General features: G+C 60.2%; 21 protein-coding genes. 15 read left to right on the forward strand and 6 right to left on the reverse strand.

Annotation, left to right across the window (positions count from 1 at the left end; all coding sequences use genetic code 11):
- Nucleotides 1-5: 5 nt before the first annotated feature.
- The 7 genes from lpdA (at nt 6) to AC1DTN_RS14970 (ending at nt 4,947) form a co-directional block, all read left to right on the forward strand.
- The gene (gene lpdA / locus AC1DTN_RS14940) at nt 6-1,451 is read left to right on the forward strand and encodes a dihydrolipoyl dehydrogenase (protein ID WP_477921535.1); all 1,446 of its coding nucleotides are present in this window, start codon (nt 6-8) and stop codon (nt 1,449-1,451) included.
- A gap of 99 nt (nt 1,452-1,550) precedes the next feature.
- Nucleotides 1,551-1,805 (forward strand): GlsB/YeaQ/YmgE family stress response membrane protein, encoded by a 255-nt coding sequence (locus AC1DTN_RS14945; protein ID WP_113325300.1) that lies wholly within the window; start codon nt 1,551-1,553, stop codon nt 1,803-1,805.
- A 14-nt stretch (nt 1,806-1,819) separates the two neighbouring features.
- The gene (locus AC1DTN_RS14950) at nt 1,820-2,068 is read left to right on the forward strand and encodes a GlsB/YeaQ/YmgE family stress response membrane protein (RefSeq protein WP_113325299.1); all 249 of its coding nucleotides are present in this window, start codon (nt 1,820-1,822) and stop codon (nt 2,066-2,068) included.
- Nucleotides 2,069-2,160: 92 nt separating this feature from the next.
- Nucleotides 2,161-3,132, forward strand: a complete 972-nt coding sequence (gene lipA / locus AC1DTN_RS14955; RefSeq protein ID WP_113325298.1) for a lipoyl synthase — start codon at nt 2,161-2,163, stop codon at nt 3,130-3,132.
- Nucleotides 3,133-3,293: 161 nt separating this feature from the next.
- Nucleotides 3,294-3,890, forward strand: a complete 597-nt coding sequence (locus AC1DTN_RS14960) for an AAA family ATPase (protein WP_477921537.1) — start codon at nt 3,294-3,296, stop codon at nt 3,888-3,890.
- Between the two features lie 13 nt (nt 3,891-3,903).
- Nucleotides 3,904-4,491 (forward strand): P-loop NTPase family protein, encoded by a 588-nt coding sequence (locus tag AC1DTN_RS14965; protein WP_477921539.1) that lies wholly within the window; start codon nt 3,904-3,906, stop codon nt 4,489-4,491.
- Between the two features lie 9 nt (nt 4,492-4,500).
- Nucleotides 4,501-4,947, forward strand: coding sequence for a type II toxin-antitoxin system RatA family toxin (locus tag AC1DTN_RS14970; RefSeq protein WP_439014892.1), 447 nt, complete (start codon nt 4,501-4,503; stop codon nt 4,945-4,947).
- Between the two features lie 3 nt (nt 4,948-4,950).
- On the opposite strand, the gene AC1DTN_RS14975 is transcribed toward AC1DTN_RS14970, so the two are convergent.
- From AC1DTN_RS14975 to AC1DTN_RS14985, 3 genes are all read right to left on the reverse strand, one after another.
- Complete coding sequence (locus AC1DTN_RS14975; protein ID WP_113325294.1) at nt 4,951-5,256, reverse strand: hypothetical protein; 306 nt, start codon at nt 5,254-5,256, stop codon at nt 4,951-4,953.
- A 79-nt stretch (nt 5,257-5,335) separates the two neighbouring features.
- Nucleotides 5,336-5,830, reverse strand: a complete 495-nt coding sequence (locus tag AC1DTN_RS14980) for a CinA family protein (RefSeq protein WP_477921541.1) — start codon at nt 5,828-5,830, stop codon at nt 5,336-5,338.
- Entirely contained in the window at nt 5,827-7,047 is a 1,221-nt protein-coding gene (locus AC1DTN_RS14985; protein WP_477921542.1) for a bifunctional 2-C-methyl-D-erythritol 4-phosphate cytidylyltransferase/2-C-methyl-D-erythritol 2,4-cyclodiphosphate synthase, read from the reverse strand. Before AC1DTN_RS14985 ends, AC1DTN_RS14980 begins: the two co-directional genes overlap by 4 nt.
- A gap of 141 nt (nt 7,048-7,188) precedes the next feature.
- Between AC1DTN_RS14985 and dusB the strand changes: the two genes are divergently transcribed.
- From dusB to hflX, 8 genes are all read left to right on the forward strand, one after another.
- Nucleotides 7,189-8,208 carry a tRNA dihydrouridine synthase DusB gene (gene dusB, locus AC1DTN_RS14990; RefSeq protein WP_477921544.1) on the forward strand — a complete coding sequence of 340 codons (1,020 nt, stop codon included), beginning with the start codon at nt 7,189-7,191 and terminating at the stop codon, nt 8,206-8,208.
- Entirely contained in the window at nt 8,205-9,359 is a 1,155-nt protein-coding gene (locus tag AC1DTN_RS14995) for a two-component system sensor histidine kinase NtrB (protein ID WP_113325290.1), read from the forward strand. Before dusB ends, AC1DTN_RS14995 begins: the two co-directional genes overlap by 4 nt.
- Nucleotides 9,356-10,807, forward strand: coding sequence for a nitrogen regulation protein NR(I) (ntrC, locus tag AC1DTN_RS15000; protein ID WP_007822475.1), 1,452 nt, complete (start codon nt 9,356-9,358; stop codon nt 10,805-10,807). Before AC1DTN_RS14995 ends, ntrC begins: the two co-directional genes overlap by 4 nt.
- 183 nt (nt 10,808-10,990) lie before the next feature.
- Nucleotides 10,991-13,258 (forward strand): sensor histidine kinase NtrY-like, encoded by a 2,268-nt coding sequence (locus tag AC1DTN_RS15005; RefSeq protein ID WP_477921546.1) that lies wholly within the window; start codon nt 10,991-10,993, stop codon nt 13,256-13,258.
- Nucleotides 13,248-14,612, forward strand: a complete 1,365-nt coding sequence (gene ntrX / locus AC1DTN_RS15010; protein ID WP_007822479.1) for a nitrogen assimilation response regulator NtrX — start codon at nt 13,248-13,250, stop codon at nt 14,610-14,612. Before AC1DTN_RS15005 ends, ntrX begins: the two co-directional genes overlap by 11 nt.
- A 62-nt stretch (nt 14,613-14,674) precedes the next feature.
- Nucleotides 14,675-15,538: a D-amino-acid transaminase gene (locus tag AC1DTN_RS15015; RefSeq protein WP_477921548.1), complete on the forward strand. Its 864-nt coding sequence runs from the start codon at nt 14,675-14,677 to the stop codon at nt 15,536-15,538.
- Between the two features lie 110 nt (nt 15,539-15,648).
- Nucleotides 15,649-15,891 carry an RNA chaperone Hfq gene (gene hfq, locus AC1DTN_RS15020; RefSeq protein WP_003539403.1) on the forward strand — a complete coding sequence of 81 codons (243 nt, stop codon included), beginning with the start codon at nt 15,649-15,651 and terminating at the stop codon, nt 15,889-15,891.
- Nucleotides 15,892-15,969: 78 nt separating this feature from the next.
- The gene (gene hflX, locus AC1DTN_RS15025; RefSeq protein WP_113325287.1) at nt 15,970-17,295 is read left to right on the forward strand and encodes a GTPase HflX; all 1,326 of its coding nucleotides are present in this window, start codon (nt 15,970-15,972) and stop codon (nt 17,293-17,295) included.
- An 18-nt stretch (nt 17,296-17,313) separates the two neighbouring features.
- On the opposite strand, the gene mazG is transcribed toward hflX, so the two are convergent.
- The 3 genes from mazG to AC1DTN_RS15040 form a co-directional block, all read right to left on the reverse strand.
- Entirely contained in the window at nt 17,314-18,159 is an 846-nt protein-coding gene (mazG, locus tag AC1DTN_RS15030; protein WP_477921549.1) for a nucleoside triphosphate pyrophosphohydrolase, read from the reverse strand.
- 6 nt (nt 18,160-18,165) lie between these two features.
- Complete coding sequence (locus AC1DTN_RS15035) at nt 18,166-18,753, reverse strand: nucleoside deaminase (RefSeq protein WP_113325285.1); 588 nt, start codon at nt 18,751-18,753, stop codon at nt 18,166-18,168.
- A 93-nt stretch (nt 18,754-18,846) separates the two neighbouring features.
- Nucleotides 18,847-18,984 (reverse strand): hypothetical protein, encoded by a 138-nt coding sequence (locus tag AC1DTN_RS15040; RefSeq protein ID WP_162748161.1) that lies wholly within the window; start codon nt 18,982-18,984, stop codon nt 18,847-18,849.
- Nucleotides 18,985-18,996: the final 12 nt, after the last annotated feature.

Raw genomic sequence — 18,996 nt, forward strand, 5'->3', positions numbered from 1 at the left:
AAGCAATGGCTCAATCCTACGACGTCATCGTCATCGGTTCCGGTCCCGGCGGCTATATCGCCGCCATCCGCGCCGCGCAGCTCGGCCTCAAGGTCGCCTGCGTCGAGCGCGAACATCTCGCCGGCATTTGCTCCAACTGGGGCTGCATTCCGACCAAGGCGCTGCTGCGCTCGGCTGACGTCCTGCATACCGCCCAGCACGGCAAGGATTACGGCCTGGTGCTGGAAGGCACGATCAAGCCCGATATCAAGGCGATCGTCACCCGTTCGCGCGGTATTGCGCATCGCATGAATAACGGCGTCGGCTTCCTGTTCAAGAAGAACAAGGTCGATGTCATCTGGGGTGAGGCAAAGATCACCAAGCCCGGCGAGATTGTCGTTTCCAAGACGACGAAGAAGCCGATGGAGCCGATGGGTCCGGTGCCGAAGAACGCGCTCGGCGAAGGCACCTATACGGCCAAGCACATCATCGTTGCGACCGGCGCGCGTCCGCGCGCACTGCCGGGCATCGAGCCGGATGGTAAGCTGATCTGGACCTATTTTGAAGCAATGAAGGCGGACGAACTGCCGAAGTCCCTGCTTGTCATGGGATCGGGCGCGATCGGTATCGAATTCGCAAGCTTCTACCGCACGATGGGCGTCGACGTCACCGTCGTCGAGATCATGAGCCAGGTGATGCCGGTCGAGGATGTGGAAATCTCCGCCCTTGCCAAGAAGCAGTTCGAGCGTCAGGGCATGAAGATCCATCTGGAGGCCAAGGTCGCCAAGGTTGAGAAGGGCGCAAATTCGATCACTGCCACCATCGAGAAGAAAGACGGAACGACGGAAACGATCACTGCAGACCGCATGATTTCAGCCGTCGGCGTGCAGGCCAATGTCGAAGGCATCGGCCTCGAGGCTGTCGGCGTGAAGACCGATCGTGGCTTCATCGTCATCGACGGCTATGGCAGGACCAATGTGCCTGGCATCTACGCGATCGGCGACGTTGCCGGCCCGCCGCTGCTGGCCCACAAGGCCGAGCATGAAGGCGTCGTCTGTGTCGAGAAGATTGCCGGCCTGCCGAACGTTCATCCGATGGACAAGCTCAAGATCCCGGGCTGCACCTACTGCAACCCGCAGGTCGCATCTGTCGGTCTCACCGAAGCAAAGGCCAAGGAGTTGGGCCGCGATATCCGCGTTGGCCGCTTCCCCTTCAGCGCCAATGGCAAGGCCGTCGCGCTCGGCGAAGACCAGGGTCTGGTCAAGACGATCTTCGACAAGAAGACCGGCGAACTGCTCGGCGCCCACATGGTCGGCGCCGAAGTCACCGAGCTCATCCAGGGCTTCGTGGTCGCCATGAACCTGGAGACGACGGAAGAAGAACTGATACACACGATCTTCCCGCATCCGACCATTTCGGAGACGATGAAGGAAAGCGTGCTCGATGCTTACGGCCGCGTTCTGAACGCTTGATAATTTTCTTGTGCGCCCTCTATCCCGTGGCGGAACGCCATTGCCCGGGATGGAAAATCCATTCGCTCCCCGGGGTGGAAAAAACGAAAGGAAATCATCATGTCTATGAGCACGCAGTCGCTTCTCGTCTTTCTGCTGATCGGTCTGGTCGCGGGCTTCCTTGCGAGCCTGGTCGTCGGTGGTGGTGGGTTGATACGGTGCCTGCTCAGCGGCATCATCGGCGCGTTCGTGGGCGGGTTTTTGTTCAATGCATTGGGGATTTCTCTGGGCATTGAAAATGCACTGGTGGTTCAGATCATCCACGCCACTGTCGGCGCCATTGTCGTGGTGCTGATCGCAAGGGCGATAGCGTAGGGCAGAAACACGGGATGGAAGGCGTCGGCTGGATTTCGGCAATCATTATCGGTGGACTTGCGGGCTGGCTCGCGGGCAAGTTGATGGAAGCGCGTTACGGCATATTGCTGAACATCGTGCTCGGCATTGTCGGCTCGGTCGTCGCCACCGCCATCCTGGCGCAGTTCCATATCGAAGTTGCCGGTGGACGGTTCGGCTATTTCGTGACGGGCTTCATCGGCGCCTGCCTGCTGATATTCTTCGCACGACTGGTGCGAAGGTAGAGCGCATCCCTTCAGATCGAAAGATTTGAATAAACGAACGATGCGCAATATGACAATCCGGGCCGCATGGGGCGGCGGAAAGTTGAACTGACATGGTCACCATTCTCGACACGATCAATCCAGACGCAAAGCGTGTGCGGCATCCGGAAAAGGCGCATCGCCCGGATACGGAAGTCCTGCGCAAGCCGGACTGGATTCGTGTGAAGGCGCCGACCTCGAAAGGCTACGCCGAAACCCGCTCGATCGTGAAGGAGCACAAGCTCGTCACCGTCTGCGAAGAGGCGGGCTGCCCGAATATCGGCGAGTGCTGGGACAAGAAGCACGCCACCTTCATGATCATGGGCGAGATCTGTACGCGCGCCTGCGCCTTCTGCAACGTCGCGACCGGCAAGCCGAATGCGCTCGACATGGCCGAGCCGGAAAACGTCGCCAAGGCCGTCAAGCAGATGGGCCTGAGCCACGTTGTCATCACCTCCGTCGATCGTGACGATCTGGAAGATGGCGGTGCCGAGCATTTCGAAAAGGTCATCTGGGCAATCCGCGCCGCTTCGCCGATGACGACGATCGAAATCCTGACGCCCGACTTCCTGAAGAAGCCTGGCGCGCTGGAACGCGTCGTCGCTGCCAAGCCCGACGTCTTCAACCACAATATGGAAACAGTTGCCGGCAACTATCTGACGGTTCGCCCGGGCGCCCGCTACTTCCATTCCATCCGCCTGCTGCAGCGCGTGAAGGAGCTCGATCCCACCATGTTCACCAAATCCGGTATCATGGTCGGCCTCGGTGAGGAGCGGAACGAGGTTCTCCAGCTCATGGACGATCTGCGCACCGCCGATGTCGACTTCCTGACGATCGGCCAGTACCTGCAGCCGACCCGCAAGCACCACAAGGTCGAGAGCTTCGTCACTCCGGAAGAGTTCAAGTCCTACGAGACGGTCGCTTACACTAAGGGCTTCCTGATGGTCGCTTCCAGCCCGCTGACGCGCTCCTCGCATCACGCTGGCGACGACTTCGCCCGCCTGAAGGCTGCGCGTGAGAAGAAGCTGCTGATGGCTGCCGAGTAAGAGCTTGCCACATGTGTTTAATAGCACCGCGGTGATTTTCGCCGCGGTTTTTCTTTGTTCGCTTCATTGTCATCATCAGGTCACGCGAAGCAGCTAGCCAGCACGCCGCTCTTCGCAACAGATCGGTCCGCGAAGGCGATCCTGTCGAAAGCGAGTTTGCCATGCATCAAGTGACGACGTCGCCTGAATCCGTGCGTGCAGTCTCCATTGCCGAAGCTGCCACCATTATTCCCCGTGCCGAGCGCATCCTGGTCTTCGGCTGCTCCGGCACCGGCAAGTCGACGCTTGCCCAGGCGCTCGCACGGCGATTCGGACTGACTTACGTCTCTATGGACCGCGACATCTTCTGGCTGCCCGGCTGGAAGCTGCGTCCGCGGGAGGAATCCGTTCAGCGTATCCGCGATGCCGTTGCCGGCGAACGCTGGATCATGGACGGCAACAACCCAAGCACATTGCCGATCCGTCTGGCGCGCGCCGATATGGTGCTCTGGCGCCGCCCGGCGCGCAGCGTTTCCGTGCGCAGCGTGCTCGGGCGTTGGTGGAAATATCGCGGTCGGACCCGGCCGGACATGGCACCGGGATGCCCTGAGCGGATCGACTTGCAATTCCTGAAATACATCTGGACGTTCGAAAAGCGGGAAGCGCCGAAATTCGCGGCGATGCTGGCAAGCCATGGCCGCGACATCCCGGTTCTGACGCTCAAGTCCTTCCAAGAGAGCGACGAATTGCTCTCCAAACTGCCGGCTGTGAACGAGTAAGAAGGAACTCGCAATGGAACGGCAATCGGACGAGGCAATTAACTATGTCGACGACGCCTTTGCCGCCGGGCAGATTCGCGACGCGAGACGCATCTTGGTCATCGGCTGCTCGGGCGGCGGCAAGTCGACGCTTGCTCAGAAACTGGCGAACCATTTCGACCTGACCTATCTCTCGATCGACCGCGATATCCTCTGGCTGCCGGGCTGGGTGGAACGCAGCAGGCAGGAACAGCGCCAGCGGATCGTCGAAAGGATTGCCGGCGAGCGCTGGATCATGGATGGCACCAATCCGTCCACTTTCGATATCCGCCTGCCGCGCACCGATATCGTCATCTGGGTGCGGATGCCGCGCCTGCTTTGCGTCTGGGGAGTTGTGACCCGCTGGCTGAAGCACATTGGCCGCACACGCCCGGAAATGGCACCCGGCTGCATCGAGAAGGTCGATTGGCAGTTTCTGGAATTCATCTGGACCTTCGAGAAGAAATTCACGCCGCGCGTGACATCAGCCATTGCTGCGCACGGACCGCATGTGCCCGTTTTGCAGGTGAAATCCCGCCGCCAGATGCGAGCGCTTCTTGATCTTCTCGATGTCCCGGCTTAACTGCGCTTCATGCCGCAATTCGAAACGCATCGCCCTGTCCCGCACACGCCCGACCAGATGTTCAACCTGGTGTCTGATGTCGAACGTTATCCGGAATTTCTGCCGCTCTGCGAAGCTCTGTCGGTGAAGAACCGCAAGGAGCGTGACGGCAAGGAACTGCTGATCGCCGACATGACGGTCGGCTACAAAGCGATCCGCGAAACCTTCACGACCCAGGTCCTGCTCAACAGAGCCGAGCGCGTCATCGACGTCAAATATATCGACGGCCCGTTCCGCTACCTCGACAACCGCTGGCGGTTCGTCGAGGCGGAAGGCGGCGGCTGTACGGTCGATTTTTTCATCGACTATGAGTTCAAGAGCCGCATTCTCGGCGCGCTCATGGGGTCAATGTTCGACAGGGCTTTCCGCATGTTCACGGACGCCTTCGAAAAACGGGCGGCAACGATCTACGGCTGACAGTCAGCGATCGAAGAAATGGTCGAAGATCTGCGTCGCGGGATAAGCGTAGGAGCCACGGTCGATGAAGCTGTAGCGATAGAGGCAGCCTCTGAGTGCTGCGTTGTAGAGCAGGCTGGTGGTATCAGGCGATCCGCGATAGCCCAGCGCTTCCGGTTGGCAGCGGCGGAGCGCATGGTCGTATTTGCGCAGAAGAACGGGGTCGGAATCCACCCGCACGCCACCATTAACCTGATAGTTGGATGGTGCTTCAGCCGCCGAAACGCAGGCGAGGCTCAAGACGACACCGATGCATGCCAAGTATCTCATTTGACCGTTCCTTCAAAACTAGTTCTTGCCTACACGCGGCAAAAACTGAAATTCCTGCGTTTTGTTCCTTCACTCAATATCACGCAATTTCAATAACCATTTGAAGTGCCGTCCGGATTGTTGCCAGGCGGATTTCCGTGCGGCCAATGTCGCCGTAAAGCATCTTACGATGGACAAGCTTACCCGAACGTGATTTCGCCGCAAGATGCACCAGCCCGACTGGCTTTTCCGGCGATCCGCCGCCAGGCCCGGCGATGCCCGTCACAGCGACCGCAAGGTCGGCGCGCGAGCGGAAGAGGGCACCATGCACCATCTGCCGGGCCGTCTCCTCTGAAACCGCGCCGAAACGGATGAGCGTCTCTTCCTGCACGCCGAGCATCTGCATCTTGGCCACGTTCGTATAGGTCACGAAGCCACGGTCGACGACAGCGGACGATCCCGAGATTTCCGTGAGCGCGCCGGCAATCAGTCCGCCGGTGCAGGACTCTGCCGTCGATACCATCAGACCCGCAGCCGTGAAATTGCGGATGATGTTTTCCGCCATCGAAGTGATATCTGCGGGAAACAGGCTCATCGCTTCCTGCCTCCATAGACGACGGTTGCCGTTGCAATCGCGGCGATCCCCTCGCGGCGGCCGACGAAACCGATCGTCTCGTTGGTGGTGGCTTTCACCGAGCAGCGCTCGATGTCGATGCCGAGGAATTCCGAAAGATTGGCGCGCATGGCTTCGCGATGCGGCCCGACCTTCGGCGCCTCTGCAATCAGCGAGACGTCCGCATTGGTGATGGTGCCGCCATGATCGCGCACGATCTTTGCTGCATGTTCGATGAAGATGCGGGAAGGGGCACCCTTCCATTGCTGGTCGGATGGCGGGAAATGATCGCCGATATCTCCGGCGCCGCAGGTGGCAAGCAGCGCATCCGTCAAGGCATGCAACGCCACATCGGCATCCGAATGGCCCTTGAGCTTCTGATCATGCGGAATGAAGACGCCACAGAGTGTAACACCGTCGCCGGGCTCGAGCTGATGCACGTCATAACCGTTGCCGGTGCGCACATCCGGGACACGGGCGTTTGAGAGCTTATCGTCGGCCATGGCTATATCGCTTCTGACTGTCAGCTTGACGTTGGTCGGTGCGCCTTCGACGATGGTTACAGGAATACCGAGCCACTCGGCGATTGATGCATCGTCGGTGAAATCCGTCCTGCCGCTGGCGGCTGCCTTCTCATGCGCCTCGAGAATGGTGGCGAAATCGAAGGATTGCGGCGTCTGGGCCGCATAGAGCTGGTCGCGCGGAATGGTCTTGACTACGATCCCGTCGCTGCCGGCCTGCTTCAGCGTATCAGCGACCGGCGTTGCCGGAAGAACCGCGGGCGCGCCGGCCGAAAGCGTATCGGCGATCCGGTCGAGAAGCTGGTGATCGACGAAGGGGCGCACCGCGTCGTGGATCAGCACGTGGCTGATGCCCTTATCCCTAAGGTGTCGCAGGCCGGCCAGCACCGACTGCTGTCGGGTCGCGCCGCCATGAACCGTCTCGATCGGCGTTGCGGAGATGACGTGCCGGGACGCTCTGGCAAAAAGCGCTTCGTCATCGGGGTGGATGACAACGACGATGTGCGTTGCCGCTTCCCATGTCATGAAATTTTCAAGCGTGTGAACGATAACCGGCTTGCCGCCGACCATCCGATACTGCTTGGGGCCTTCCTCGTGTGATCCGGCGCGTTCACCGCGGCCCGCCGCAACGACGACAATTCCAGCCGATATCGGTTGCTTAGTATGCATTTGCAGCATAAATCCCTGAAATATGCGGAATGGATGTCAGTTGCTCTATCGTCTTGCTCGGACCTTTTCCAGCATTTGCCCAAAAAATATCAATTCGGTCTCGACCCTCTTGGCAAGCCGCAGAACTATGGCTAAAAATAATGCAGTTACATGGTGTGCCTGAAAGATAATCATTTGATTTCCAAGGACCTCGCAGCGCCTTTCCGAATCGGACCCGTGTCCGTGCGGAACCGCGTTGTGCTTGCGCCGATGTCGGGTGTCACGGATATGCCGTTCCGCGAACTTGCCTGGCGCCATGGCGCGGGCCTCGTTGTCACCGAAATGGTAGCAAGCCGGGAACTGGTGAATGATACCGCCGAATCCTGGGTGCGCCTGCGGGCTGCCGGTTTCCGTCCGCATATGGTGCAGCTCGCCGGCCGTGAAGCGCGCTGGATGGCCGAAGCCGCCAAGATCGCGGCCGATCATGGCGCCGATATCATCGACATCAACATGGGCTGCCCGGCCAAGAAGGTCATCGGTGGTTATTCCGGTTCGGCGCTGATGCGCGATCCGGATCATGCGCTGGAGCTGATCGAGGCGACCGTCAAGGCAGTCGATATCCCCGTCACGCTGAAGATGCGCCTCGGCTGGGACGAGAATTCCATCAACGCACCACATATTGCCAAGCGCGCCGAAGAGACTGGCGTCCAGCTCATCACCATCCACGGCCGCACCCGCATGCAGTTTTATGAGGGCAGGGCGGACTGGGATGCCATCCGTCCCGTGCGCGATGTCATTTCCGTGCCGCTGATCGCCAATGGCGATGTTGAAACGGCTGAGGATGCGCAGGAGATCCTGCGCCGCTCGGGCGCCGATGCTGTCATGATCGGCCGCGGCAGCCAGGGCAGGCCGTGGCATGCCGGTGTTTTGGCAGGTGCCCGTGAACCAGCGCGCGAAGAGATCGCGGCCATTGCCGTCGAGCACTATCGCATGATGCTGGAATTTTATGGCGAGACCGTTGCCGTCAGGCACGCCCGCAAACATCTCGGATGGTATCTGGAGCGCTTCGCGCCGGATCTTCCGGGCGAGCAAAAGGCTGCGATCATGACGTCGCGTGATCCTGATGATGTGATTGCCCGCTTCGGCGACGCGATAGCGGCAGGTGCGGTAGAGCGGCGGGAGGCGGCATGAGCACGGACGGCACAGCTTCTTCCGAGAATCCGGTCAACGCTATGGCAATGGCGGTGCTGAACGCCATCCAGAACCCCGTCGTCATGGTGGATGAGGGCGGCTTCATCGTTTTTGCGAACTGGGAAGCCGAGGCCTTCTTTGGTGCCAGCGCTGCGCATCTCTCCCGCTACCGCATCTCGACCTTTATTCCCTTCGGCAGCCCGCTTCTGGCGCTGATCGATCAGGTGCGCGAACGCAAGGCGCCGGTCAACGAATACCGCGTCGATTTGAGCTCGCCGCGCCTCGGTCAGGACAAGCTCGTCGATCTTTATGTTGCGCCTGTCATTGCGGAGCCGGGCTCGGTCGTTGTCGTCTTCCAGGAACGGTCGATGGCAGACAAGATCGACCGGCAGCTGACACATCGCGCGGCTGCCCGCTCGGTCACGGGTCTTGCCTCCATGCTCGCCCATGAGATCAAGAACCCGCTCTCCGGTATCCGTGGCGCTGCCCAGCTTCTCGAACAGTCCGTCATTGATGACGACCGCGCCCTGACGCGCCTGATCTGCGACGAGACGGATCGCATCGTCTCGCTGGTCGATCGCATGGAAGTCTTTTCCGACGAGCGCCCGGTCGACCGTGTGCCGGTCAATATCCATTCCGTGCTCGATCATGTGAAGGCCGTTGCCAAGGCAGGTTTCGCCCGCAATATCCGCGTGACCGAGAATTACGACCCGTCGCTGCCGGCCGTCTACGCCAATCGCGACCAGCTCGTGCAGGTTTTCCTCAATCTGGTGAAGAACGCTGCCGAAGCCGTCGGTGACCGGCCGGATGGCGAGATCATCCTGACGACGGCCTATCGTCCGGGCATCCGTCTTTCGGTCGCCGGCACGCGCGAGAAAATCTCGCTGCCGCTGGAATTCTGCGTCATCGACAATGGTCCCGGCGTGCCGACGGACCTCTTGCCGCATCTCTTCGATCCCTTCATCACCACCAAGCCGAATGGCAGCGGTCTCGGCCTCGCCCTGGTTGCCAAGATCATCGGCGATCATGGCGGCATCATCGAATGCGACACCCAGAACAACCGCACGATTTTCCGCGTCCTCATGCCGGCCTCAAAGGATGCCTCGCTTGATGACGCCGCTATTGCAAGCTCGACAGGACCCAATCGATGACAGCCACGATCCTCGTTGCCGATGATGATGCGGCCATCCGCACGGTGCTCAATCAGGCCTTGAGCCGCGCCGGTTATGATGTGCGCATTACTTCCAATGCCGCGACGCTGTGGCGCTGGGTATCGGCCGGCGAGGGCGATCTCGTCGTGACCGACGTCGTCATGCCGGATGAGAATGCCTTCGACCTTCTGCCCCGCATCAAGAAGGCGCGGCCGGACCTGCCCGTTCTCGTCATGAGCGCGCAGAACACCTTCATGACGGCGATCAAGGCGTCGGAAAAGGGCGCTTATGACTACCTGCCGAAGCCCTTCGACCTGACGGAGCTGATCGGTATCATCAGCCGGGCGCTCGCCGAACCGAAGAGAAAACCGGCCAAGCTCGACGACGACACACAGGACGGCATGCCGCTCGTCGGCCGCTCGGCGGCAATGCAGGAAATCTACCGCGTTCTCGCTCGTCTCATGCTGACGGACCTGACGCTGATGATCACCGGCGAATCCGGCACCGGCAAGGAGCTCGTCGCCCGCGCGCTGCATGATTACGGCAAGCGCCGCAACGGCCCATTCGTCGCCATCAACATGGCGGCCATCCCGCGTGACCTTATCGAGTCCGAGCTCTTTGGCCACGAGAAGGGCGCCTTCACCGGCGCACAGACCCGCTCTACGGGTCGTTTCGAACAGGCCGAAGGCGGTACGCTTTTCCTCGATGAAATCGGCGACATGCCGATGGATGCCCAGACGCGTCTTCTGCGCGTTCTGCAGCAGGGCGAATATACGACCGTCGGCGGCCGCACGCCGATCCGCACCGATGTGCGAATCGTTGCCGCGACCAACAAGGATCTGAAGCAGGCGATCAATCAGGGCCTCTTCCGTGAAGACCTCTACTATCGCCTCAATGTCGTGCCGCTGCGCCTGCCGCCGCTGCGCGACCGTGCGGAGGATATTCCCGATCTCGTCCGCCATTTCGTCCAGCAGGCCGAAAAGGAAGGCCTCGGCTCCAAGCGTTTCGATCAGGAAGCGCTGGAACTGATGAAGGCCTATGCCTGGCCGGGCAACGTGCGCGAGCTGGAAAACCTCATCCGCCGCCTGATGGCGCTTTATCCACAGGATGTCATCACCCGCGAAATCATCGACGCCGAGCTTCGCTCCGATGTTCCCGATAGCCCGATCGACAAGGGTCCGATCCGCAGCGGTTCGATGACGATTGCCCAGGCGGTCGAAGAGAATATGCGTAGCTATTTCGCCAGTTTCGGCGAAAACTTGCCACCGCCCGGCCTGTACGACCGCGTGCTGACGGAAATGGAATATCCGTTAATACTTGCGGCATTGACGGCTACCCGTGGCAACCAGATCAAGGCTGCCGATTTGCTGGGTCTGAACCGCAATACGCTGCGCAAAAAGATCCGCGAACTCGGCGTTTCCGTCTACAGAAGCTCGCGTACAGCCTGACCTTCGACCTTGACATTGTGGCAATGTGCGTTGCATTTTCGCCACAATGCGTTGCTTAAAGGTCACGCATAGGGTTTGGACATTCGCCCACGATCGAGTCGTTGGAACGCCGGTTTTTCGTAAACCGGCGTTGGTTGGGCTTCTCGTTGGGCGCGACGGCACTGCCGTTCGAAGAGAGGCTGAATGGACGAAGAAGGGGTATCGCCGGAAACGGCGAACGAGGCGGTGACAACGGTGACCGATCGTCGTGCCCTGTTTGCCGTACCCGGTCTTGTGCTTGCCGGCGGCGCGTTGGTCTGCGCAACCGTCACGCTCTTCGTGCTGCTCGGCGTGACGCCGATTGCCCCGACCTCTCACGTCGTCATCGGCTCCGTCGTCATCAATTCCTTTTTCGTCCTCGGCCTGATCGCGCTGATCGGTCGCGAAGTTGCGCGGCTTTTCAAGGCCCGCACGCGCGGCCGCGCCGCTGCACGCCTGCACATCCGGATCGTCGTGCTCTTCTCGATCGTCGCGATCACGCCGGCGATCCTTGTTGCGATCTTTGCCAGTATCACGCTGAACGCCGGCCTCGACCGCTGGTTTGCTCTCCGAACCCAGGCGATCGTCAGTTCGTCCCGCAATATCGGCCAGGCCTACATGCTGGAAAACGCCAGCTATCTGCAGGGCCAGACGGTTTCGATGGCAAACGATCTCGAGCGTAACCGCGCGCTCTACAGCCTTGACAAGACCGGCTTCGGTGAGCTGATGACCCGTCAGGCAAGGGGCCGCGGCCTGCTTGGCGCCTTCCTTGTCGAGCGCGACGGCTCGGTCATCGTCCAGGCAGACATCGCCACGGAAAAACCGCTGCCCGCCATCCCGCAGGATGCGCTGGAAAAGGCGGCCGCCGGCCAGCCGACGCTGATCCCGCCCGGTGTGACCAACCTTGTCGGCGCCATCATCAGGCTCGAGTCGATCCCCGGAACCTTCCTCTACACGGTGCGCGCAGTCGACCCCAAGGTCATGAATGCCATGCGCATGATGGAGGAGAACGCCACCGAATACCGTTCGATGGAAGCCGGCCGCGTCTCGCTGCAGATCGCCTTTGCAGTGCTCTACATCGGCTTTGCTCTGATCGTGCTGCTCGCGGCGATCTGGACCGCGATTGCGGTGGCCGACCGTATCGTGCGGCCGATCCGCCTGCTGATTACTGCTGCCGATAGCGTCGCATCCGGCAACATGGATATCGTCGTGCCCGTTCACGCTGTCGATGGCGACGTTGCCAGCCTGTCGCGCACCTTCAACAAGATGATCTCGGAAATCCGCACGCAGCGCGACGAGATCCTCGAGGCGAAGGACGAGGTGGACGATCGCCGCCGCTTCATCGAAGCCGTGCTCTCGGGTGTCACCGCCGCCGTCATCGGCGTTGAGCAGGACCGGCGCATCACCATCGTCAACAGTTCAGCCGAGGCGCTGATGGCGCTGCATGCCGACGAAATGCTCGGAAAGCAGCTGTCGGAAATCGCCCCCGAAGTGGAACAGGTACTGACGGAAGCCGCCTCTCGCTACCGCGGCGATTTCCGCAAGCAGATCGCGCTGGTGCGTGGTGGCACGGTGCGCACGCTGAGCGTCCAGGTGACGCGCGAAGAAGTGCGCGATCTGAGTGAATCCTACGTCATCACGCTCGATGACATCACCGATCTCGTCATTGCGCAACGCTCCACCGCCTGGGGCGATGTCGCCCGCCGCATCGCTCACGAAATCAAAAATCCGCTGACGCCGATCCAGCTGTCGGCCGAGCGTATCCAACGTCGTTACGGCAAGCAGATCGACGAGAACGATCGCGCCGTTTTCGACCAGTGCACGGACACGATCATCCGCCAGGTCGGCGATATCGGTCGCATGGTCGATGAATTCTCCGCCTTTGCCCGCATGCCGAAGCCGACGAAGGAACCGAGCGATCTGCGCGCTATCCTTCACGACGCAATCTTCCTGCGCGAGATGGGCAACAACCATATCGCCTTCCAGCAGGAACTCGGCGAGGAGCGGCTGGAAGGCATGTTCGACAGCCGCATGCTGGGTCAGGCCTTCGGTAATCTCATCAAGAACGCTGTGGAAGCAATCGAGGCCGTGCCGAGCGAGGAACGCGAAGCGCGCAAGATCCTCGTCCGCGCCTCTCTGGATGAGGCGCGCGACCGCTTTACCGTCGATGTCGTCGACAATGGCCGCGGCCTGCCTGTCGAGAACCGCCACAGCATTCTGGAACCCTATATGACGATGCGCGAGAAGGGCACCGGCCTCGGCCTCGCCATTGTCAAGAAGATCATCGAAGAACATGGCGGGCAGCTCGAACTGCACGATGCACCCGCAGATTTTGACCAGGGAAGAGGGGCCATGATCCGCGTGCATCTGCCACGCCGGGATGTGGCCGCTGCCCCGTCAGCCAGTGACAAGGAAAGCGTTTATGGCCTCTGATATTCTCGTCGTCGACGATGAGCATGACATTCGCGAGATCGTTGCCGGTATCCTGTCGGATGAAGGCCACGAAACCCGCATGGCGCATGACAGTGACAGCGCGCTGGCGGCAATTTCCGATCGCGTGCCGCGTCTCGTCTTCCTCGATATCTGGATGCAGGGCAGCAAGCTCGACGGTCTCTCGCTTCTCGACGAGATCAGGACGCGCCATCCCGAGCTTCCCGTGGTGATGATTTCCGGCCACGGTAATATCGAGACGGCTGTTTCCGCCATCAAGCGCGGCGCCTTCGACTTCATCGAAAAGCCGTTCAAGGCCGACCGCCTGATCCTGATCGCCGAGCGCGCGCTGGAAAATTCCAAGCTGAAGCGCGAAAACGTCGAGCTGAAGCGCCGCGCCGGTGATGCGCTGGAGCTGATCGGCACCTCGGTCGCCGTTTCGCAGCTGCGCCAGACGATCGAAAAGGTCGCGCCAACCAATAGCCGCATCATGATCTTCGGCGCATCCGGCTCCGGCAAGGAGCTGGTGGCGCGTATGATCCATAAGAAGTCGACGCGCGCCAACGGCCCCTTCGTGGCGCTCAATGCCGCCAACATCACGCCTGACCGCATGGAAGTGGCGCTGTTCGGCACCGAAGGCGCACCGGGGCAGGCGCGCAAGATCGGCGCGCTGGAAGAGGCCCATCGCGGCATCCTCTATCTCGACGAAGTCGGCGAAATGCCGCGTGAGACGCAGAACAAGATCCTGCGCGTGCTGGTCGATCAGCAGTTCGAGCGTGTCGGCGGCTCCAAGCGGGTGAAGGTCGATGTGCGCATCATTTCCTCGACCGCCTACAATCTGGAAAGCCGCATCGCCGAGGGCTGGTTCCGCGAGGATCTCTATCATCGCCTGGCGGTGGTGCCAGTGCGCGTGCCGCAGCTTGCCGAGCGCCGTGAGGACATTCCATTCCTCGTCGACCAGCTCATGCGCCAGATTTCCGAACAGGCGGGCATCCGGCCGCGCCGCATCGGCGATGACGCCATGGCTGTGCTGCAGGCCCATGACTGGCCGGGCAACATCCGCCAACTCCGCAACAATATCGAGCGGCTGATGATCCTTGCCCGTACTGACGGTCCGGATGCGCCGATCACCGCAGACATGCTGCCGACCGATCTCGGTGACATGCTGCCGAAGGTCTCAGCCAAAAACGACTACCACATCATGACACTGCCACTGCGCGAAGCCCGTGAGATGTTCGAGAAGGATTACCTGATCGCCCAGATCAACCGCTTCGGCGGCAACATCTCGCGCACGGCCGAATTCGTCGGCATGGAGCGCTCGGCGTTGCATCGCAAGCTGAAGTCGCTCGGCGTCTGATTTTCTCCGGCGCGGGCTCAAGTCGCGCCGGCTCCCTTCTTTTTGCCCTAAACAGGTTTTCAATGCCAAGAATTGCCTATGTGAATGGACGCTACGTGCCGCATTCCAACGCCATGGTGCATGTAGAGGATCGTGGCTATCAGTTCGCCGATGGCGTCTATGAAGTCTGCGAAGTCCGTCACGGCCTGATCGTTGACCTGACCCGGCATCTGAATCGTCTTGATCGTTCGCTCAGTGAACTGCGCATCGCCTGGCCGATGAGCCGTGCGGCGCTGACGCAGGTGATTCGCGAGACGCTGCGCCGCAACCACGTCCGCAACGGCCTTTTCTACCTGCAGGTGACGCGCGGCGTTGCCCGCCGAGATCATGTATTCCCCGCCGAAGGCACGCCGCCATCGATTGTCGTCACTGCCAAAAGCACGGATCCATCTGTTATCGCCAAAAAGAATACGACCGGTATCAAGGCGATCACCGTTCCCGACAACCGATGGGACCGGGTCGACATCAAGACGGTCGGGCTGCTGTCGAACGCTCTCGCCCGTCAGCAGGCGAAGGAAGCCGGTGCCCAGGAAGCGATTTACGTCGATGCCGATGGCATGGTGAAGGAAGGGGCTGCGACCAATGTCTGGATCGTCGATGCCGACGGTACACTGGTAACGCGGCCCGCCGAACATGGCATCCTGCGCGGCATCACCCGCACGACTCTGATCGATGTCGCGGCCAAATTGGGGGTTAAAATCGTCGAGCGAAAGTTCTCCGTTTCGGAGATGATGGCCGCTCGCGAGGTCTTCATTACCGCAGCCACAAGCATTTGTTTTCCAGTGGTTTCCATTGATGGACACGCAATCGCGAATGGTCATCCCGGAAGCCTCTCGCAGAATATTCGGGAAGCCTTTTTCGACGTTGCGGAAAAGATTATGATTTGATACCAAGATTTGCTGGACAGGTGGAATGAGGGTGCCACCTGCCTTGCTGGTGAGGTTGATTGATATTCTACCGGCTTGATCAGGTCGGCAATAAAGAAAGAAGCGGCGCGATGGCGGAACGTTCTCAGAATCTGCAGGACTTATTTCTCAATACTGTACGCAAGCAAAAGATTTCCCTGACAATCTTTCTCATTAACGGCGTCAAACTCACGGGCGTTGTCACTTCCTTTGACAATTTCTGTGTTTTGCTTCGTCGTGACGGCCATTCGCAGCTCGTGTATAAGCACGCGATCTCGACTATCATGCCTGGTCAGCCAATGCAGATGTTCGAGAGCGAAGAAGCAGCGTCCTAACCAAGGCCAGCCGTCATTTCGACACGCGATACAAAGAACGATTCCATCATCCCTGAGGCAGCTAAGCACAGGGATGATATGCGCGCGACCGTCGTCGTCCCCGTGCTGAAGTCGCGCTCGCGCGGTGGGCAGACCGAATCGGCATCGACCCGCACTCCCGAAAGCCGTCTCGACGAAGCGACGGGCCTGGCTCAGGCGATCGACCTCGACGTCGTCAACGCTTCCATCGTGTCGGTCAACGATCCGCGCCCGGCAACCTTGCTCGGCACCGGCAAGATCGAAGAGATCAAGAACCAGCTCGATGAGCGTGATTCCGGCCTCGTCATCGTCGACCATCCGCTGACGCCGGTACAGCAGCGCAATCTGGAAAAGGAATGGAACGCCAAGGTCATCGACCGGACGGGCCTGATCCTCGAAATCTTCGGCCGCCGCGCTTCCACCAAGGAAGGCACGCTGCAGGTCGATCTTGCGCATCTGAACTATCAGAAGGGCCGGCTGGTCCGAAGCTGGACCCACCTTGAACGCCAGCGCGGCGGTGGCGGCTTCATGGGCGGTCCGGGTGAAACCCAGATCGAAGCCGACCGACGCCTGCTGCAGGACCGCATCATCAAGCTCGAACGCGAGCTTGAGCAGGTGGTGCGCACACGCCAGCTGCACCGCGCCAAGCGCAGGAAGGTGCCGCATCCGATCGTGGCGCTCGTCGGCTATACCAACGCCGGCAAATCGACGCTGTTCAATCGCATTACCGGGGCAGGGGTTCTCGCCGAAGACATGCTCTTCGCCACCCTCGATCCGACATTGCGCCGTATGAAGCTGCCGCATGGCCGCACCGTCATCCTGTCCGATACCGTGGGTTTCATCTCCGACCTGCCGACCCATCTGGTCGCCGCTTTCCGCGCGACCTTGGAAGAGGTGCTGGAAGCCGATCTTGTCCTGCATGTCCGCGACATGTCTGATGTGGACAATCAGGCCCAGAGCGCTGATGTTCTGCGCATCCTGAATGACCTCGGCATCGACGAGGCCGAAGGCGAGCGCCGCATTCTCGAAGTCTGGAACAAGATCGACCGGCTGGAACCCGAAGCCCATGACGCCATGGTGCAGAAGTCTTCCGGCATGAAGAATGTCATTGCCGTTTCCGCTATCAGCGGTGAGGGCGTGGACAGGCTGATGGATGAAATCAGCCGTCGTTTGTCCGGTGTCATGACGGAAACGACTGTCACGTTGCCGGTCGACAAGCTCGCGCTGCTGCCCTGGCTTTACGACCACGCTATCGTCGATAGCCGCGAGGACAATGAGGATGGCTCCGTGACATTGGACCTGCGTCTATCTGAGACGGAGGCTACCGAGCTCGAGCGCCGGATCGGCAATGGTCCGAAGCCTGCAAAGGAAGACTGGGAGCGGTAATCCCGTTCGAGCGGAGTTTCACTCCGCCCCGGCTACGACAGCCCGCTCGATCGCCTTGGCCGCCTGCCAGATCTCTTCCATCCGTTCCAGACTAGCCGCCTCCAGGCTCTCACCTTCTGCATCAAGAACCGTCTCGATGTGATTGAATCGGCGCCGGAATTTCGTATTTGTACCACGAAGCGCCTGTTCCGGATCGGCCTTTACATGCCTGCCGATATTGACGACGGCGAAGATGAGGTCGCCGAGTTCGTCGCTGACCTTTGACTTATCGCCCTCACGCAGCGCAACGCGCAGCTCATCGACCTCCTCCTCGATCTTGTCGAGGATGGGCTCAGGTGCCGACCAGTCGAAACCAACCTTGGCGGCACGTTCCTGAAGCTTCAACGCTTCCGTCAGCGCCGGAAAGCTGCGTTGCACCGAGCCGAGGAAGCCCGTCTTGAAATCTTCCGTGATGCCACGTAGCGCTCGGCGCTCCGTGCGCTCGCGCTTCTCTGCCTGCTTGATCTCGTCCCACTGCTTCTTCACGGCGTCGGGCGTATCCGCATCCGAACGGGCAAAAACATGTGGGTGGCGACGGATCATCTTGCGGGTAATGGCTTCCACCACATCGCCGAAGGAAAACTCGCCGCCTTCTTCGGCCATGCGCGCATGAAAGACCACCTGCAGCAGCAGGTCGCCGAGTTCGTCGCAGAGATCGTCCATATCCTTGCGCTCGATCGCGTCGGCAACCTCGTAGGCTTCCTCGATCGTATAGGGCTTAATGGTCTCGAAATTCTGCACAATGTCCCACGGGCAGCCGGTCTCGGGATCGCGAAGCGCGGCCATGATCTCGATCAGGCGCGAAATGTCTTTCGAAGGTTCCATGGTCTCTCAGCTCAGCGGAATGTCGTTGGCGCTCTTGGTGGCCTGATAGGTGTCGGAGAGCGCGGCGTAGCGCGATTTGATCCGCTCTGTCTGCGCCTTGAGTTCGGCCTTCAGCGCAGCATCCTCGGTCTCGACGAGATCGGCGATCGCAAAGCTCTTCCAGAAAGCGTTTTGCCGCCTGTAGCCGCCCGGCTCGAGCCCGAAGACTTCCTTCAGGATCTTGAGATCGTGCGGGATGGCAAAGCTGTCGCGCGAATCCTCGTGGCTGAAGAAATAATAGAAATTATCGAAGCCGGCCCAGGTGATCGCCGACATGCACATGGTGCAGGGTTCGTGCGTGGAGAGAAAGATCAGGTCTTTCGTCGCCGGCTTGTCGTTGAGCTCGTAAAAGCGCTTTAGCGTATGCACTTCGCCGTGCCAGAGCGGATTTTCGAGCTCGTTATTGGTCTCAGTGACGACGAGCGCAAGATCGGATTTGCGCAGGATCGCTGCCCCGAACACCTTGTTGCCGGAAGCGACCCCAAGTTCCGTCATCGGCAGGATGTTATCCTCCATGACCTGCAGAAGGCGGGAGGCGATTGTCTTTTCCGGCATGAAAATCTCCTGTTTGGCTCATCCTATCGCCCCGCGGAATGAAGCGGAATGCATAAGTCCAGCGCCGGGGACTTTGCCACAGGCTTTATCGCTTCATCCTTTGGGCGAAAAGCTGCGCGAACCGCTCAAGATATGTGGTTTTTGCGCCGCACGGGTCAGTTTTCTCAAATCATTGATCAAGCGGGTAAAAGAATACGCGACTGGCCGGCCTTTGGAATTCTGTTTCTTCATTCGCCTGTCCGG

This window comes from Rhizobium sp. 01T444, assembly GCF_056398305.1.

Coding starts and splice junctions, on each gene's coding strand:
- ntrX (WP_007822479.1), top strand. CDS start 13,248: ATGGCCTCTGATATTCTCGTCGTCGACGATGAGCATGACATTCGCGAG.
- AC1DTN_RS14950 (WP_113325299.1), top strand. CDS start 1,820: ATGGAAGGCGTCGGCTGGATTTCGGCAATCATTATCGGTGGACTTGCG.
- AC1DTN_RS14975 (WP_113325294.1), bottom strand. CDS start 5,256: ATGAGATACTTGGCATGCATCGGTGTCGTCTTGAGCCTCGCCTGCGTT.
- ntrC (WP_007822475.1), top strand. CDS start 9,356: ATGACAGCCACGATCCTCGTTGCCGATGATGATGCGGCCATCCGCACG.
- mazG (WP_477921549.1), bottom strand. CDS start 18,159: ATGGAACCTTCGAAAGACATTTCGCGCCTGATCGAGATCATGGCCGCG.
- hfq (WP_003539403.1), top strand. CDS start 15,649: ATGGCGGAACGTTCTCAGAATCTGCAGGACTTATTTCTCAATACTGTA.
- AC1DTN_RS14970 (WP_439014892.1), top strand. CDS start 4,501: ATGCCGCAATTCGAAACGCATCGCCCTGTCCCGCACACGCCCGACCAG.
- AC1DTN_RS14980 (WP_477921541.1), bottom strand. CDS start 5,830: ATGAGCCTGTTTCCCGCAGATATCACTTCGATGGCGGAAAACATCATC.
- AC1DTN_RS14985 (WP_477921542.1), bottom strand. CDS start 7,047: ATGCTGCAAATGCATACTAAGCAACCGATATCGGCTGGAATTGTCGTC.
- AC1DTN_RS15015 (WP_477921548.1), top strand. CDS start 14,675: ATGCCAAGAATTGCCTATGTGAATGGACGCTACGTGCCGCATTCCAAC.
- AC1DTN_RS14960 (WP_477921537.1), top strand. CDS start 3,294: ATGCATCAAGTGACGACGTCGCCTGAATCCGTGCGTGCAGTCTCCATT.
- AC1DTN_RS15040 (WP_162748161.1), bottom strand. CDS start 18,984: ATGAAGAAACAGAATTCCAAAGGCCGGCCAGTCGCGTATTCTTTTACC.
- AC1DTN_RS15005 (WP_477921546.1), top strand. CDS start 10,991: ATGGACGAAGAAGGGGTATCGCCGGAAACGGCGAACGAGGCGGTGACA.
- AC1DTN_RS14945 (WP_113325300.1), top strand. CDS start 1,551: ATGTCTATGAGCACGCAGTCGCTTCTCGTCTTTCTGCTGATCGGTCTG.
- dusB (WP_477921544.1), top strand. CDS start 7,189: ATGGTGTGCCTGAAAGATAATCATTTGATTTCCAAGGACCTCGCAGCG.
- hflX (WP_113325287.1), top strand. CDS start 15,970: ATGCGCGCGACCGTCGTCGTCCCCGTGCTGAAGTCGCGCTCGCGCGGT.
- lpdA (WP_477921535.1), top strand. CDS start 6: ATGGCTCAATCCTACGACGTCATCGTCATCGGTTCCGGTCCCGGCGGC.
- AC1DTN_RS15035 (WP_113325285.1), bottom strand. CDS start 18,753: ATGCCGGAAAAGACAATCGCCTCCCGCCTTCTGCAGGTCATGGAGGAT.
- AC1DTN_RS14995 (WP_113325290.1), top strand. CDS start 8,205: ATGAGCACGGACGGCACAGCTTCTTCCGAGAATCCGGTCAACGCTATG.
- lipA (WP_113325298.1), top strand. CDS start 2,161: ATGGTCACCATTCTCGACACGATCAATCCAGACGCAAAGCGTGTGCGG.
- AC1DTN_RS14965 (WP_477921539.1), top strand. CDS start 3,904: ATGGAACGGCAATCGGACGAGGCAATTAACTATGTCGACGACGCCTTT.